Source organism: Lacticaseibacillus sp. 866-1, assembly GCF_016861825.1.
Taxonomy (GTDB): domain Bacteria; phylum Bacillota; class Bacilli; order Lactobacillales; family Lactobacillaceae; genus Lacticaseibacillus.
In genome coordinates, this window is record NZ_BOLU01000004.1 from 31,729 (window position 1) to 48,017 (window position 16,289).

At 60.2% G+C, this 16,289-nt stretch carries 14 protein-coding genes and 1 riboswitch; of the genes, 2 read left to right on the forward strand and 12 right to left on the reverse strand.

Annotated features, from left to right (window positions below):
* Positions 1–106: 106 nt before the first annotated feature.
* The 8 genes from JUE30_RS02380 to dapD all read right to left on the reverse strand — a co-directional run bounded on the left by JUE30_RS02380 (position 107) and on the right by dapD (position 9,533).
* Complete coding sequence (locus JUE30_RS02380) at positions 107–1,888, reverse strand: ABC transporter ATP-binding protein (protein WP_203623455.1); 1,782 nt, start codon at positions 1,886–1,888, stop codon at positions 107–109.
* Positions 1,888–3,612 carry an ABC transporter ATP-binding protein gene (locus JUE30_RS02385; RefSeq protein WP_203623456.1) on the reverse strand — a complete coding sequence of 575 codons (1,725 nt, stop codon included), beginning with the start codon at positions 3,610–3,612 and terminating at the stop codon, positions 1,888–1,890. The genes JUE30_RS02380 and JUE30_RS02385 overlap by 1 nt, the downstream gene beginning before the upstream one ends.
* A gap of 106 nt (positions 3,613–3,718) precedes the next feature.
* Entirely contained in the window at positions 3,719–4,807 is a 1,089-nt protein-coding gene (locus tag JUE30_RS02390) for an aspartate-semialdehyde dehydrogenase (RefSeq protein WP_203623457.1), read from the reverse strand.
* 4 nt (positions 4,808–4,811) lie between these two features.
* Positions 4,812–5,993, reverse strand: coding sequence for an aminotransferase class I/II-fold pyridoxal phosphate-dependent enzyme (locus tag JUE30_RS02395; RefSeq protein WP_203623458.1), 1,182 nt, complete (start codon positions 5,991–5,993; stop codon positions 4,812–4,814).
* A gap of 27 nt (positions 5,994–6,020) precedes the next feature.
* A complete protein-coding gene (gene dapB / locus JUE30_RS02400) occupies positions 6,021–6,767 on the reverse strand; it encodes a 4-hydroxy-tetrahydrodipicolinate reductase (RefSeq protein ID WP_203623459.1) in 747 nt (248 codons plus the stop codon).
* The gene (gene dapA / locus JUE30_RS02405) at positions 6,764–7,648 is read right to left on the reverse strand and encodes a 4-hydroxy-tetrahydrodipicolinate synthase (RefSeq protein WP_203623460.1); all 885 of its coding nucleotides are present in this window, start codon (positions 7,646–7,648) and stop codon (positions 6,764–6,766) included. Before dapA ends, dapB begins: the two co-directional genes overlap by 4 nt.
* A gap of 1 nt (position 7,649) precedes the next feature.
* Positions 7,650–8,807 carry an N-acetyldiaminopimelate deacetylase gene (locus JUE30_RS02410; protein ID WP_203623461.1) on the reverse strand — a complete coding sequence of 386 codons (1,158 nt, stop codon included), beginning with the start codon at positions 8,805–8,807 and terminating at the stop codon, positions 7,650–7,652.
* A 12-nt stretch (positions 8,808–8,819) separates the two neighbouring features.
* A complete protein-coding gene (gene dapD, locus JUE30_RS02415; protein ID WP_203623462.1) occupies positions 8,820–9,533 on the reverse strand; it encodes a 2,3,4,5-tetrahydropyridine-2,6-dicarboxylate N-acetyltransferase in 714 nt (237 codons plus the stop codon).
* A gap of 72 nt (positions 9,534–9,605) precedes the next feature.
* Positions 9,606–9,780, reverse strand: a riboswitch (Lysine riboswitch).
* A 111-nt stretch (positions 9,781–9,891) separates the two neighbouring features.
* Between dapD and JUE30_RS02420 the strand changes: the two genes are divergently transcribed.
* Complete coding sequence (locus tag JUE30_RS02420) at positions 9,892–11,268, forward strand: aspartate kinase (RefSeq protein WP_203623463.1); 1,377 nt, start codon at positions 9,892–9,894, stop codon at positions 11,266–11,268.
* Positions 11,269–11,326: 58 nt separating this feature from the next.
* Here JUE30_RS02420 and JUE30_RS02425 read toward each other — a convergent pair whose 3' ends face one another.
* Together JUE30_RS02425 and JUE30_RS02430 are read right to left on the reverse strand one after the other, a co-directional pair.
* Complete coding sequence (locus JUE30_RS02425; RefSeq protein WP_203623464.1) at positions 11,327–12,241, reverse strand: PTS sugar transporter subunit IIB; 915 nt, start codon at positions 12,239–12,241, stop codon at positions 11,327–11,329.
* 96 nt (positions 12,242–12,337) lie between these two features.
* Entirely contained in the window at positions 12,338–13,165 is an 828-nt protein-coding gene (locus JUE30_RS02430) for a MetQ/NlpA family ABC transporter substrate-binding protein (RefSeq protein WP_125756623.1), read from the reverse strand.
* Between the two features lie 503 nt (positions 13,166–13,668).
* Between JUE30_RS02430 and JUE30_RS02435 the strand changes: the two genes are divergently transcribed.
* Positions 13,669–14,805 carry an ArgE/DapE family deacylase gene (locus JUE30_RS02435; RefSeq protein ID WP_203623465.1) on the forward strand — a complete coding sequence of 379 codons (1,137 nt, stop codon included), beginning with the start codon at positions 13,669–13,671 and terminating at the stop codon, positions 14,803–14,805.
* Between the two features lie 63 nt (positions 14,806–14,868).
* Here JUE30_RS02435 and JUE30_RS02440 read toward each other — a convergent pair whose 3' ends face one another.
* Together JUE30_RS02440 and rpiA are read right to left on the reverse strand one after the other, a co-directional pair.
* Positions 14,869–15,438 carry a dTDP-4-dehydrorhamnose 3,5-epimerase family protein gene (locus JUE30_RS02440; protein WP_203623466.1) on the reverse strand — a complete coding sequence of 190 codons (570 nt, stop codon included), beginning with the start codon at positions 15,436–15,438 and terminating at the stop codon, positions 14,869–14,871.
* 39 nt (positions 15,439–15,477) lie between these two features.
* Positions 15,478–16,167, reverse strand: a complete 690-nt coding sequence (rpiA, locus tag JUE30_RS02445; protein WP_203623467.1) for a ribose-5-phosphate isomerase RpiA — start codon at positions 16,165–16,167, stop codon at positions 15,478–15,480.
* Positions 16,168–16,289 lie beyond the last annotated feature (122 nt).

The following is a 16,289-nucleotide window of genomic DNA, read 5'->3' on the forward strand; positions in this document are numbered from 1 at the left end:
GCCGGCTACACCGGGCTTTTGCCCGAACCACAAAAAAATTGGCCTGTCCCTTGGTGCACACCAGGTCAGGCCAAGCAAAAAGGCGACCGCGGCCGCCTACGTATGACTATTCAAACACCATTTGGTTCCGGTACAACTCGGCGTAAAAACCGTGCTGAGCCAGCAGTTCCTGATGACTGCCCTGCTCGATGATACGGCCGTGTTGCAGCACCACAATGCGATCCGCGTTGAGAATCGTCTTCAGCCGGTGCGCGATGACAAAACTGGTGCGCCCCTGGATCACGTTATCCATCGCCGCTTGGATCTTGGCCTCGGTGACGGTGTCGACGTTCGACGTGGCCTCGTCGAGGATCAGCAGCCGCGGATCGGTCAAAATCGTGCGGGCGATGCTCATCAGCTGCTTTTGGCCGGCCGAGAAAATGTTCTGTTCATCGGACACCTTGGTCTCGTATCCTTCCGGCAGGCTTTCGATAAAGTCGTGAATGTTGGCCTGCTTGGCCGCGTCGATCACGCGGTCCATCCCCGCCTCCGGTTCGCCGAAGCGAATGTTATCGGCAATGGTGCCGGTGAAAAGCTGCGGGTCCTGGAGCACGATACCGACTGTGTGCCGCAGCTGCGCCAGGTCGAACTCGCGCAGGTCGGTGCCATCGATGGTGATGCTGCCGGAATCCACATCGTAGAAGCGATTAAGCAGGTTCATCACGGTTGTTTTGCCGGAACCAGTGGGACCGACTAACGCCACCATCTGCCCTTTTTGCACGTCGATGGTCACGCCGTGAAGAATCTCCTTGCCCGGCAGGTAGGAAAAGCGGACGTCATCGATTTTCAGGGCATGGTCGATGTGGTCGATCGGTTTCCCATTGGCCGGCCGAACCTCGTCAGGCTGGCTGCGAACCTCGTCGACCCGCCGCGCGCCAGTGATGGCCAGCTGGATCATGCCGTACAGGCTGGTCAGCGTGATGATCGGCTGATAGTACTGCTGGGCGTAGTTGACGAACACCACGACCAGCGCCAGCGCCGCACCGGTGCTCAAACTGCCGCCCAGTGCCAGCCACGAGCCGGCAAAAATCACGATGGCGGTGTTGAGCAGTGACATCCCGGACAACAGCGGGCTGAGAATCCCGGACCAGATTTGGCCCTGAGTCGCCGTCTTGCGCACGCGCTGGTTGTAGGTGTTGAAGCCTTCAACCGAGTCGTGCTGCAGGCCGTTGGTGATGATCACCTTCTGGCCGGTGACCTGCTCGTTGATGTAGCCGTTCAAGGCGCCAATGTCGGTTTGCTGCTGATCCACGGCGACGGCGGCTTTTTTCATCACCAGCGCCGCAATCAGCAGCGCCACTGGCGTCGTGCTCATCGTCACCCAGGCCATGGTGGTGCTTTGGTTGAACATCATAATGAGAATGCCGATCATCTGGGCGATCGCCAGCAGAAAGTCGATCAGGGCCTGGTTCAGCGCGTTGAAAATGTTATCCAAATCACTGGTGTAGCGCGCGAGAATGTCCCCGTCGGAGTGCTGATCGAAGTACTCGACCTTCATCCGCTGCATCTTGCGAAACAGCCCGATGCGCATGGTCCCGGTCGAATACGCAGTGACCTTGGCCAGCAGCCACGACGCAATCAAAAGCGACGACGCATCACCGAAGTAAAACAGCATGTAAAACAGCAGCGTGTGGTGGAACGTGGTCAGGCTGGCGCCGGCCCGCGTGGCCGGGTTCGTCCAGGCCTGCACATAGGTGGTCAGCTCGCTGATGGCACGGCCCAGGTAGGTCGGGGCGATCACGACGCAGGCCGTGCTGATGCCAATGAGCACCGCACTCCAGAAGAACGGCCAGCCGTAAGGTTTGAGGTAATGCCAGTAGTAACGCCCGGCAAGTTTGATGTCTTTCATTACGCCGGCAGCCTCCCTTCCTTAGCTTTTTGCGTTTGGTAAATTTCCTGATAAATCGCATTATCGCGCACCAGCTCCTGGTGCGTGCCCTCGCCGACCACGCGGCCGCCGTCCAGCACCAGGATCGAGTCCGCGCGAATGATTGACGAGATCTTTTCGGCGATGACCACCGTGGTCGTGTGCTTCAGGTCGCGGTCCAGCGCTTCCTGCACCAGCTTCTCCGACTTGGCGTCCAGCGCCGAGGTTGCGTCATCCAGGATCAAAATCTCGGGATTGGCAATCACGCCGCGCGTGATGGCCAGACGCTGCTTTTGCCCGCCGGAAAAATTGGCGGAGCGCTCTTCGACCGGTGCGTCGTACGTTTCCGGCAGGCGCTCGATAAACTCAGCGGCCTGGGCGATTTCCGCGGCGCGGTGCATGCTGGCGGCCGTTGCCTCTTTTTTGACCTGGCGCAAGTTCTGGGCGATGGTGCCGGAAAACAGCGTCGAACGCTGCAGCACAAAAGCTACGGCGTCGCGCAGGGTCGCTTCCGGCAGCTCGCGCACGTCGACGCCGCCAATCAACACGCGCCCGGAATCCGGATCAAACAGCCGCGCGATCAGCTGGGCCAGGGTCGTTTTACCCGACCCAGTCGCGCCGACAATGCCAAGCATTTGGCCGGCCGGCACAGTGAAGGACACGTCTTTCAGCGTTGGCGTTTCGTCGCCGGGATACGTGAAAGTGACGTGGTCGAACGTGATGTCACCGGCGACCTTTTTTCCCGGGCCGTCCACGAAGTGCATGCTCGGCTGGTGATCAAACACCTCTTTCACCCGCCCCATTGAAATGAACGCACGCGAGGCGAAGGTCATGATGAACGAACCGTTGATCACGGCAAAGAGAATCTGGCCGAGGTACGAGGTGAAGCTGGACACCGCGGCGATGTACGCCGGGTGCGCCAGGACCTGCGTGCCGACCAGGTAGACCGAACCGGCAATGGCCACGTTGGCGGTCAGGAAAAAGGCCGGCATCAGCACGGCGAACAGCTCACCGATGCGCGTGGTGACATCGCGCAGCTCATCAGACGGCTTGGCGAAAGTTTTGATCTGGTTGTCCTCCTGCACGAAGGACTTGACCACGCGAATGCCCATCAGATTTTCCCGGGCGACGGTGTTGACGTTTTCGATCAGCTGCTGGGTGCGGCCAAAGAGGCTGCTCATCTGCCGAAAGGCGACCACGGCGACCAGGACGATAATCACCAGCATGGCGAGGATCACCCACCACTGCTGCGGCATCGTGGTCAGCGCCAGGGCCAGCGCGCCAAAAAACAGCAGCGGAATGCGCGTCACCTGCTGAAAGGCGGCCATCACCGCCCCTTGGATCTGCTGCACGTCGTTGGTCATCCGCACCACCAAATTGGACGCCGAGAAAGTCTCGATGTCCGCGTACGCGAACGACTGGACGTGGCGGTAAATGTCGGCCCGCAGATCGGTGGCCACACCCAGCGCCAGGCGCGCCGAGTACACGGTGTTGACGATCCCGCCGGCAATGCCGACCACTGCCAGCACAATCAGCCAGATGCCGTTTTGCCACACCGCCGTGCGGTCATGCGCCATGATGGCGGTCATCACCGTTTGCAACAGCCGCGGCTGCCACAGGGTCGCAAAGACCAGCACCAGCACGGCCAGCGTCGAAATAAGGGCGTCCTTTCGGTATTTTTTCAGGTACGGTAAAAGCACTTTCATGTGGTTTCTCCTTAAAATCTCAGTTTGACCAGCTTACCCGAATTTTTAATAACTAGCAAGTCAAAAAGGGGCCGGTGCTGCTGCCAGCGCCGAACCCCCCAAACCTTCACATAAACTTTTCTGCACTTCCGGCCGGCACGCGCACCAAGTCGCGTGCGACCAGTTCCTCAGCGATTTGCACCGCGTTCCAGGCTGCACCTTTCAGCAGGTTGTCCGACACGACCCAGAGGTTGTACGCGCCTGGGGTCTCCTGGTCCGGCCGGATGCGGCCAACAAAGGTGTCGCGCGACCCCGCCGCGTTGATCGGCTGCGGGTAAACCTGGTTAGCCGGGTCATCCTGGACGACCAGGCCCGGAAAGCCGCTCATGGCCGCGCGCAGGTCGTCGGCACTCGGCGTATTGCCCTCGCCAACTTCAAACCACACGGACTCGCCGTGCGCGATCGGCACCGGCACGCGGACGCAGGTCGCGGTGACCTTGATGGCCGGCGAGTTCTTGTCACCCAGCATGATTTTCTTGGTTTCGTGGATCATTTTCCACTCTTCATGCGTGTAGCCGTCTTCCTCGAACACGTCGATCTGCGGCAACAGGTTGAACGCCAGTGGGTAGTGGTGCTCGGCGCCTTTCACAGGCAGCACGGCCGCGTTCATCGGCTTGCCTGCCAGGTAATCGCGGGCCTCGTCTTCGAGTTCATTGATGGCGCTTTGCCCGGCACCACTGGCCGCCTGGTAGGTCGAGACAATGATGCGGCGCAGGCCGAACGCGCGGCGCACGGGCTCCAGGGCCATCATCATCTGGATGGTCGAGCAGTTGGGGTCAGCGATGATGCCGTTGTGGTGGTTGAGCGCGTCGGGATTGACCTCGGGCACGACCAGCGGCACGTTGTCGTCCATGCGAAAATGTGACGTGTTGTCCACGCACACGGCGCCGCGTTTAACGGCCTCGGGCAAGAGCTTGGCGGAAACCGAACCACCAGCAGAGGCCAGCACCAAGTCGACGCCGTTAAAGGAATCGGGTGTCGCTTCCTCGACCGTCACCGGCTGGCCCTTGAAGGTCAGCGTTTTGCCGGCAGAGCGCGACGACGCCAACAGGTGGACTTCCTTGACGGGAATCGTCGACTGTTCGAGTTGTTCGATCATGCGCGTGCCGACCGCGCCGGTCGCGCCTAAAATTGCCACCACATATGCTTTTGCCATTGTGCTACTCCTTTTGGGCCACGAAGCGCTGGATGCGCCTTGCCGCCTCAGTCAAATTCTCGGTCGACGCCGCGTACGACAGGCGCACGTGCCCCTCCCCGCCTGGGCCAAACACCGAGCCGGGCACCAGCCCGACCTTTGCGTGTTCAGCCAGGTCGTACACGAACTGCACATCATCGGTGCCAAATTGGGCCGGCAGCTTGGCGAAAATGTAAAACGCCCCGGCCGGCTTTGGCGCTGAAAAGCCGACCTGCGTCAGGGCCGCCATCATGAGGTCGCGCCGCTGTTGGTAGACTTTTTTCATTGCCTCGGCATCGCCGTCTCCAGCCGGGCTCATCGCCTCTTCAGCCGCCTTCATCATCGGGCTGGCCGCCGTCGTCACCATAAACTGGTGCATTTTGCCGGCCAGCTTGATCAGCCGCGCCGGGCCGGCCAGATAGCCGATGCGGTAGCCGGTCATCGCGTGGGACTTGGAGAGACCGGAAATCAGCAGGGTCTGGGACGGCAACAGGTGCGCCAAGCTGAGGTGCTTTTCCTCGTAGCTGAGTTCGGCGTAAATCTCGTCGGACAGCACCAGCAGGTCGGTATCGGCGATCACCGCCGCCAGCGCGCGCAGCTGCGCGTGCGTGTAGGTCGCCCCGGTCGGGTTGCTCGGGTAATTCAGGACCAGCCCCTTGGCGTCTGGGTGCGCCGCCAGCGTGGTTTGCAGCAGCTGCGGCGTCAGCAAGTAATCCGGCGCGGTGTTGACCTGCACCACGTTCAGGCCAGCCACGGTCGCGACCGCCTCGTACAGTGGAAACGTCGGCGTGGGAATGATGATGGTGTCGCCGGGGTTGAACAGCCCCGCGATGGCCGCGTGAATGCCTTCGGTGGCGCCAACGCTCACGACGACTTCGCTTTGCGCGTCGTAATGCGCGTCAAACGTGGTCGCCAGGTAATCGGCGATCTCCTGGCGCAGCTTTGCGTAGCCAAACGACGGCGCGTAATGCGACCAGTCGGCATCGATGGCGGCGTCCGTCGCCTGTTTAATGTGCTCGGGTACCGCAAAGTCCGGCTCGCCCAGGGTCAGCTTGATGATCCCAGGAATCGGGGAAATTTTGTTGTCGACCTCGCGGATGGCGCTGGGCGGCACGGCCGCCACCTGGCGATTGCCGAGGCCGGCCAGACTTTTTTTCAATTCAGGCATAATCAGTTTTCCTTCTATCTAATGAATTTACAGCAGTGCATCCAGACCCACGGTCAAACCGACCGGCAGCGTCTTGACCTGGCGCGCGGCCAAGGCCACGCCCGCCATGAAGCTCGAGCGGTCAAAAGAGACCTGCTTGATCGACAGGCTTTCCCCTGCGGCCCCGAACACGACTTCCTCCTGGGCCACATAGCCCGGCAGGCGCAGCGCGTGCACTGGCACGTCGTCCAGCCACTCGCCGCGCGCCGGCGCATCTTGGTGCGGGGCAGCCGGCTTTTTGGTCCGAGCGTCGGCAATCAGCTTGGCGGTCGCCTTAGCGGTGCCGGACGGCGCGTCCAGCTTGTCGGAATGGTGCGCCTCAACGACCTCGGCGTCCGGGAAGTACTTGGCAGCCTTGGCGGCAAATTGCATCATCAACACCGCCGAAATGGCAAAGTTCGGCACGATCAACAGGCTTTGCTCGTTGCCCTGGGCAATCGCGCCCAGCGCCTCTTGGTCGCCTTGGCTCAGCCCACTGGTGCCAATCACGGCGTTCATGCCGTGGCTGAGCGCATACTCGGCGTTGGCGCGCGCGGCCTGTGGCAAGGTAAAGTCCACCCAGACGTCGGCTTGAACGGTGATGTCAGCCAGGCTGGTGAAAACCGGAAACGCGGCCTGCTCTTTGGCCTCCGGCGCCAAACCGCCAACGATCGTCAGGTCCTGTTCGCCGGCCATCATGGCTGCGACCTGCCTGCCCATTTTGCCGAAAACGCCGGCTAGAAAGACGGTTGTCATTGCGCGACCTCCAATTCTCCCAGTGAATCTAGGACGACCTGAGTTTCCGTTTCGTTCAGCGGCACCATCGGCAGGCGCAGGCGGTTTTGAATCTCGCCGCGCCGGCCCAGCGCCATTTTCACCGGTGCCGGGGACGGATAGGCAAACAGCGCGTGCATCCGCGGCGTCAGCCAGGCCATCTGCTGATCGGCGGCCGTGATCGCACCGGCGGCCAGTTCGTCGATCACTTGCTGCATCTGGTTGCCGTACAGGTGCGACGCGACGGAAATCACGCCGCGCGCCCCCACTTTCAGCGCGTCTTCGAACTGATCGTCGTCGCCAGTGTACACGGCAAAGTCCTTTGGCAGGTGCTGGACCAGCCAGGCGAGGTCTTCAACCGTCGTGCATTGCTTGACGCCTTGAATGTTCGGGTGCTTGGCCAGCTGCGCAAGCGAAACGTTCGACAGCTGGACCACCGAACGGCCCGGAATGTTGTAAATGATGACGGGTTTGGCACTGGCGTCGGCAATCGCCGTGAAGTGGGCGATCATCCCTGCCTGGCCAGGCTTGTTGTAGTACGGCACCACGGCGAGCACTGCGGTGATGGCGGAAATCGATGAAACCTCCTTGGCAAACGCGACAGACTCACGCGTGGAGTTGGTGCCAATGTTGGCGACCAGCGCCGCGCGGCCTTTGAGAACCTGACCGACGTGCTCGAACAGGCTGACTTTTTCCACGTGCGACAGCGTTGGCGATTCGCCGGTGGTCGCGCCGACCACCAGCCCCGTGGTGTGCTCGGCGAGCAGCCGCTCGATCAATTTGTCGAGCGCCGGGTAGTCAATTTCGTCGTGTTCATTAAACGGCGTAATCAGCGCTGTCAGGATCGGATGATTTTCTAACATATTATGCTTCCTCCATGCGATGCTTTAAAAAGCCAACAAACGCGTCCACGCCCGGTTTCAGGGCCGCCTCGTCGGGGGTGAGCTCAGCCGAATGCAAGCTGTGCGCCGGATCGTTCACGCCCAGCCACACCATGGTGCCGGGAAACTGCTGCAGTAAGAACCCAAAGTCCTCACCGGTCATGGCCGGGGCAATGTCGGCAAAATCAACGGCTGGCGCCTGCTTCATGTAACTGATCAAGTCGGCGGTTTGCGCCGGGGCGTTTTCCACTGGCATGTAGCCGCCTTGGATCAGCTTCAGGTCGGCCTTGACGCCGTATGTGGCAGCGACGCCTTCTGCAATCTGCCGCACGCGGGCTTGCATCATTTCGATGTCGGCTTGGCGAAAGGCGCGAATCGTACCGTCCAGCCGTGCCGATCCGGCGATCACGTTGCCGATGGTGCCGGCGTGGAAGGTGCCCAGGGTGACCACCCCGCCGCGGACCGGATCGACATTGCGCGACACAATGGTTTGCACCTGCATCACGAACGCGGCGGCCGCCACGATGGCGTCATTGGCCTTTTGGGGAAAAGCGGCGTGACCACTTTTGCCAGTGAACGTCAGGTGAATCTCCGTCGTGCCGGCAAACAAGGTGCCCATGCGGGTCGCGATTTGGCCGGCCGGCAGCGCGGGATTGTCGTGCAGCCCGTAAAATTCGTCGGGCCGCCACTGGCCCTTGAAGGCGCCGGCGTCAAACACGCGCTTGCCGCCGTACTCCGCCTCTTCCGCTGGCTGGAAAAAGAACACCAGGTTGTCCTTGGGCTGATGGGTGGCAAAATACGCCAGAATGCCCAGCGCGACCGTCATGTGCACATCGTGGCCGCAGGCGTGCATCACGCCTGGGTGGTTCGAGGCGAACGGCAGGCCCGTTTTTTCCTCGACCGGCAGCGCGTCGATGTCGGTGCGGTAGCCCAGCGTACGGCGCGGCGCCGTGCCAGCCAGGTGCACCAGCAGCGCGGTTGGCACCTCCTCGACGTGCTTGACCGTCAGCCACGAGCAGTCCAGGTGCTGCACAAATTCTTCGATGTACGCCTGAGTTTGGACCTCGTGCAGCGCCAGTTCCGGAATGCGATGCAACGCGCGCCGCACCGCGATCAGTTCGGCTTCAGTTAAAGTGGCCATGAATTTGCCTTCCTATAGTTTGCGCAGCGCATCGATCAGGCCGGTTTCGCCTGCGGTCTTCGCGTCCTTCATCTTGATCACCTTGGCCGGGACGCCGGCGACGACCGCACCCTCCGGCACGTCGTCGATGACAATGGCCCCGGCTGCCACGACCGCCCCTTTGCCGACGTGCACGCCTTCAATCACCACGGCATTGGCACCAACCAGCACGTCATCTTCAATGATCACCGGGGTGGCGCTGGCTGGCTCAACGACGCCGGCCAGGACCGCACCGGCCCCGATGTGGCAGTGTTTGCCAACCGTGGCGCGGCCGCCCAGCACGGCGCCCATGTCGATCATCGACCCGGCCCCAATCTTGGCGCCGATGTTGATAATGGCACCCATCATGATCACGGCGTTGTCGTCGATGGTGACATGCTCGCGGATGATGGCGCCAGGCTCGATCCGTGCGTTGATTTTGCTGATGTCCAGCATTGGCACGCCGGTGTTGCGGCCTGTGGTTTCAACCCGCAGCTGCGAGATAGCGTCGCGGTTTTCAGCCAGCCACGGTGAGAGCTTGGCGGCATCCCCGTATAGCTGGCCGGTTTTAACGTCGAGAAAAGCCTGGACGCCGGCCGGCACCGCCGTGAGCTTTTCAATGTCCCCTGCCAACGTCACGTGCATCGGTGTGGTTTTCGGGGCGCTGGCGATGTAGTCAATAATTTGTTCCGCGTTGAATTCAGCCATGTTTTTTCCTCCTAGAAAATGAAAAAGTCCATCCGGCAACGCTCGCCAGATGGACAGCAAATAGTCCAATTAATTGACGATAGCGCCCCGCATTGCTGCGACAGTCCGCCGGATCTTCTCCAGCGGCCCAACCGCTCACCGTTAACACGCCGGTGAGGATTTCGGCGGTGTTCCCTTTTGCCTGCCTTCAACGCATGTGCTTTGCTCGGGCAGGTTACTGATGGCGACCGCAACCTCTATCTTTTTCGTATGTGATTGACATTAGCTTACGATTAAAATACCTAGCCGTCAACCCTTGACATGGACCGACCCCTTTGGTTATGTTGGAGCCAATTGATTAGAGAACGGGGAGACAAAAATGAAGGTCATCAAATTTGGGGGCTCATCGCTGGCAACTGGGGCGCAGCTGGCTAAGGTCATTAAAATTGTGCAGGCCGACCCAACGCGCCAGGTCGTGGTCGTTTCGGCGCCGGGCAAGCGCGACAAAACCGACGTGAAGGTCACCGACCTGCTGGGCCAGCTGGCCGACCAAGTCCTCGCGGGCAAGGACCCGGCGGCACTGATTGAAACCATTCTGGCACGCTACACTGAGATTCAGCAGCATTTTGGCCTGACCGATGACGTGGTGGCGCGCCTGCGTCAGCACCTGCAGCAGCTCGCTAAGGCGACCTACCCCGGCGTGGACTACCTGCGCTCCGCCTTCATGGCGCAAGGCGAGCACATGAACGCGCAGCTGGTTGCCGCCGTGATGGCGAACCTGGGCATGAGCGCCCGGTTCGTCAGCCCCAAAACGCTTGGCATCACCCTCACCGGCAAGCCCGGCGCCGCCCTGGTGGCAGACGACAGCTATGCCCGCCTCGCGCAGTTCACGCTGCAGCCAGGCGAGGTCATTGTCGTACCCGGCTTTTACGCTTACGACGCGGCCGGCAACGTACTGACCTTCGCGCGCGGCGGCTCGGACATCACTGGCTCGATCCTGGCCAAGGGGCTTTCCGCTGACCTGTACGAAAACTTCACCGACGTCTCCTGGGTGTACGCCGCTGACCCCGGCATCGTTGACCACCCGCGGGCCATCAGCACCCTGACTTACCGGGAAATGCGGGAGCTCGCCTACGCCGGCTTTTCCGTGTTCAATGACGAGGCACTGATTCCCGTGATCGAAGCGGGCATTCGCGTCAACATTAAGAACACCAACGCGCCGAACGACCCGGGCACCATCATCGCGCCGACCAAAAACGTGCAGCACCACCATCACATCACCGGCGTCGCGGCCAAAAAAGGCTTCACCGCCTTGTACCTGCACCACTACCTGATCAACCAGGAAGTCGGCTTCACCCTGAAGCTCCTGCAGATTCTCGCCAAGTACGGTGTCTCGTACGAGCACATGCCATCCGGGATCGACGATTTGACCCTGATCATCGACGAAAATCAGCTGACGCCGCAAATCAAGGACCAGATCGCTGCCGAAGTCCGCGCCCAGATCCACCCCGACGAGCTGGAATGGCTGCCGGACTTTGCCATCGTCATGGTCGTCGGCGAGGGCCTGTACGCGCGGCCGGACCTAGTCGCTCGCATCATGGTCGCGCTGGCCGACGCCGGCATCGAGCCGTCTGTCATCAACCAAGGCGCCTCAAAAATCGGGTTGATGCTGACGGTGCCAACGGCCAAGGCCGCAGCCGCCGTCTCCGCGATTTACGCGCTCAGCTGCAATAAGCAAACCGCCGCGGCCAAGTAACCGGCCGCACGCAAAAACCGGCCAGACTGACGAGAAACGGTGTCAGTCTGGCCGGTTTTTAGTTCGACCAGGTAAAAATGCCCCAGCGCTTAGTCGTCTTCGGCGGCTTGAGCGTCTCAAACCGCTTGACCGCAATGCCGGACGTGGCCTCGGCCCGGGCGTCGACTGCCAGCAGAAAGTCCACCAGCTGCGCCGTGAGTTCGTCCGTGTAACCTGGCGACTGCACCAGTCGGGCATCCAGCCACGCGCTGGGGATCCGGTAATCATCGTACCAGCGCCGCACCCCGTCGGCCGGCTCTTCGTCAAAGCGCAGCACCCCGTCGATCTGGCGCGCGACCTTGGCAATGTCCATCTTCCTGACCTGCGGGCCGAACAGCCAGCGCACCTCAAAGTCTTTTTCCGGCTCAAAATCGTAGAGCCCGGCCAGGGAGTACTTGTCCTGCAGGCTGCGAATGCCCATTTTTTCCAGGCTGGCGGCCGCGGCCTGCCAGCCCTTATCTGTCCGCGAGGCGCCGTACACCAAAATCTCCAGGTCCTTGTCGGCCGCCTTGGTCGCAAACGCCCCGGCGGTCGACCCGCGCATCAGGTCCAGCGTGATCAAGATCCCAGTGAGCATTTCGCCGCCCTTCACCGGATCCATCATGCCAAAAAGCCGACTGGGAATATCCTGCACAATGGTCGGGTAATTGGCCAGGTAACGCTTCAGGTAAGGCGTGCGGAAGCGGACCTGCGGCGCCACCAGCACCGCATCGATGTGGGTGCCGATGTCGTACGCGGTGTCCGGCCGGACCGCGTCCACGCTGCCGTAAGTGAACACTAAGTCCGTGGTCGAAACCCGCTCATCCTGAAGAAAACTGCGAATGTCGTCCATGCGGGCGGTCAGGCTGGGCTCAATCGTGTTGATGCCCTTGACCATCCGGGCGCAAAACAGGCTGGAGGAGCCGCCGCCTGCACAGCAGAATAATAGATTCAAATGGCCGCCTCCCCGTATTCGTTGCCTTCTATTTTATCACATAAAAACAGCGGACCGGCGCAACCAATCCGCTGCTTCAGGCTTTTGGGAACGGTCTTAGAACTTGTAGTTCCAGGCCGGCACTTCGGTACTCTTGTACGTCTTCTTGATCACGTTGGCCACGGCCTTCGTCTGGTAGGCCTTCACGATCTTCTTGTACGTCTTGTTGTTCTTGTCCTGCTTGCGGGCCACGATGATGTTGATCCATGGCTGCGACTTCTTGGTGATCTTCTCGCGGTAAATCGCTTTTTCCGGGTTCAGCTTGGCATCGACGGCAATACCGGAATTGATGACCGATGCGTCAACGTCAGAAAGAGTGCGCGGCAGCTGAGCGGCGTCCAGTGGCTTGACGTTCAGGTCCAGCTTGTTGGTCTTGATGTCGGCCGGGGTTGGCAGCTCGGTGTTCTTGAGCGTGATGAACCCAGCGGTTTCGAGCAGTTCAAGCGCGCGGCCTTCGTTGGTCGGGTCGTTCGGGATCGAGACCGTATCGCCTTTTTTCAGATCCTTCAGGCTGGAGATTTTCTTGGAGTAAACGGCCAGCGGCGCCAGAATGGTCTTGCCGATGCTGACCAAACTGCCCTTGTTGGACTTGTTCCAGTTATCCAGGAAAAACTGGTGCTGGAAGGCGTTCAGGTCGATGTCGCCAGCCTGCAGGGACGAATTTGGCTGGTTGTAATCGCCGAATTCCTTAATCTTCAGGTTGATGTGCGCATTTTCCTTATCCAGCTGCTTTTGCACGGCCGCCCACACGGTCTTATCCGCGCCGACAATGCCGACCGAGACGTTTTGCGTCTTCGGCGCCGCAGAAGCGCTCTTGCCGCATCCGGCCAACAACGTGCCCAACGCAACGGCTGCAACAGCCAAAACCTTAAAACGTAATTTCATGATGATTCCTCCTCGTATTTTCCCTTGTGGGTGAAACGATATTGAATGGGTGATGGTCCCCGTGCTTCTCTAGTCGCTCGTGCAAGCACGAGCGCCGTCGAGTGGCAGGCTGTAAACGGCAAAGCCGTTAACAGCCTGCTCAAAAAAGTCCGCCCACTTCTAACATGGTTAGTTAGAAGTGAGCGGACCCACGGTACCATTCTAATTCGGCTGGCGAACCAGCCCTCAGCAACAGACAAACATCTGTGTGCGAGATAATGGTCGCCGTCCATCACAGCCTTGCTTGCGCTCGGTGTGCCTATTATGTCGAGCCATCTTCGCGCTGCCTCACTACCCCGCTCTCATCAACTCGGGTTTTCTGGTCAGTCCCAGCTGCGCTACTCACTCAACGTCGTTTCAGTAATTTTTAACTTAAGGCCAGAATAGCACAGCAAATTTTAATGTCAACCATTGCATTTTAAAAAGTTTACGCCTATGTTTTGATGCGAAGGAGTGATCACAACATGGACGAAGCAACAGCATTTTTGCAGCAATTAGTACAAATTGATACCAGTACGGCAACAACCAACGAATCACAAGTCGCGCACGTGATTCAACAAAAACTGGCAGCGGCCGGGATCGACAGCAAGCTGATCCCTTACGCCAAAAACCGTGACAACCTGGTCGCCGAATTTGGGACCGGCAAGCCGATTTTTGCCTTCACCGGACACCAGGACGTCGTCAACGTCGGCGACCTCAGCAAGTGGACTTACCCGCCGTTTGAGGCCCACATCGAAGACGGCAAACTGTACGGGCGCGGCGCCTCAGACATGAAGTCCGGGCTGGCCGCCGAGGTGCTGGCGTTCATCGCGCTCAAGCAAAGCGGCTTCGACCACCACGTCCGCCTGATTCTCACCATCGGCGAAGAGTACGGCGCGATGGGTGCCCAGCAGCTGACAGACGCCGGTTACGCCGACGACATTGACGCGTTGCTGGTCGGCGAGCCGACTGCCGGAAAGATTGAGTACGGCCACGCGGGCTCATACAACTACAAGGTCAAGAGCTACGGCAAGTCCGCCCACTCGTCCCTCCCGGCGCTGGGCACCAACGCCATCGTCAAGCTGACCGATTTCATCGTGGCCGAGCGTCACCTGTTTGACGACGTCCCGGTCGATCCGGTCATCGGGCCGCTGGTTCACAGCGTCACTGTGCTGAAGGCCGGCGACCAAGTCAACACCATCCCCGACTACGCGGAACTGGCAGGCAATATCCGGCCGACCCCGAGCTTCATCAACGAGAAAGTCACCGCGCGGCTCAAGGACGCCGTGGCCAAAATCGATGCCAAGGGCGATGGTTCGCTGAAGTTTGAACTGACCCACACCTTCTACCCGGTGCTCACGCCCACCGACAGCAAACTGGTCACCCGCGCCAACGAGGCCATCGAGTCCGTTTCCGGCAGCAAACTGCCGCTAACGGTTTCCCATGGCGCCACCGACGCCTCTGACTTCACCAAGTCCAAGAACAAGTTCGAGACCATCATTTATGGTCCCGGCAACGAGGACAAGATGCTCAGCCACCAGGTCAACGAGTACGTCTCCCTGGACCGCTTCCACACGGTGATCAAGGAGTACGAGGCCATCGCGCGGCACTACTTCGACTAACGCTCGGGCAATCAAAAAGGCGAGGAATCCGCTGATCCCTCGCCTTTTGTGTGGCCGTAAGAATTAATTTTGGCCCAGCAATTCTTTCAGTGTTGGCGCCTTTGAATCCTTTTCCGACAGCTGCTCGCGGTCGGTAGGGTCAATTGCGATTGGCCAGTCCACGCCCAGCGCCGGGTCCAGCGGGGTCAGCGCGGTGCCGGCCATCCCCTTGACCCATTCGTTGTCGAAGAAGTACAGGTACTCGGTGCCATCTTCCAGCGCCTGGAATCCGTTGCAGACCCCTTGAGGCACGAAGACCTGAACGCCCGGCTTAAGCGGCACGGTGGCCACTGCACCCAGCGTCTTGCTGTTTGGCCGCGTGTCCACGTAAACGCCCAGCGCTGACCCGTAAGCCACCGTGACCAGCTTGTCCATCGCCTCACCGTGCAGGCCGCGTACGGCGCCGCGCTTGGAGCGGGTCAAGTTGATCTGCCGCCAGGCGCCAATCGTTTCCGGCAGGATATCGGCATAACTGCTGCCGCGGTATAATTCGCGCACCGTGCCGCGGTCATCTGTCACCATTTTGGCGCTGATGACCTTCAGGCCGTCAATCTTTGAGTCCTTTTGTGCTAAAGGTTCGATCTTGGTTTCCATTTTGCTGCTCCTCATCATTCAATTGGCCCGGCCGCTGACTTACCGGCGGGTCCAGTGTTCTATTTTATCATTCGTGGCAATCAGCACCTCGTCGGTCATGCCCAAAAACAAGCCGTGCTCGACGACGCCGACTGTGCTGTCCAGCATCGCGGCCAGCCCCGCCGGAATTGGCAACGGATCGACGTGCAAATCGATGATGTAGTTGCCGTAGTGCGTCACGTAGCGGCTGCCATCGGCCTTTTGGCGAAACGCGGGCTTTAAGCCTTGCGCGTCAAAGCGGCGAAAGTTCTGCTCACAGGACACCGGCAGGACCTCGACCGGCAGCGGAAAACCGCCAAGCCGGTCGACCACCTTGCTTTGGTCAACGATCCACACGTTGTGCTTGGCGTTGATCGCCACGTTTTTCTCTAGCGTCAGCGCCCCGCCGCCGCCTTTGATGCCGTCGAGGTGATGATCCACCCGATCGGCGCCATCGACGCACAGGTCCACCTGGTCAATATCGGCCAGCTCGCTGACCGTGAAGCCGTTTTGCTCGAGCTGCTGCTTGGAGCGGTTCGACGTCGTGACGATTGCCTTCAGATTCAGCGGTGTCTGCTTGTTGCGCGCGCCCAGCAGATCAATGAAAAACGCCACCGTTGAGCCGGTGCCGACCCCGAGCACGGTGTGCGGCTGCACCATCGCGACCGCCTGGGCGGCCGCTTGCTTCTTCAGTTCATCCTGAGTTGCCATGATTGCCTCCTATCGTGATTAAATGTCCTTACTCAGTGTATCGAGCGGCGCAGGCCTGCGCAAATTTTTTTGACCGCGGATATGAAATAAAATTTCAACGGTGGGCCGAGTGCGCTATCATT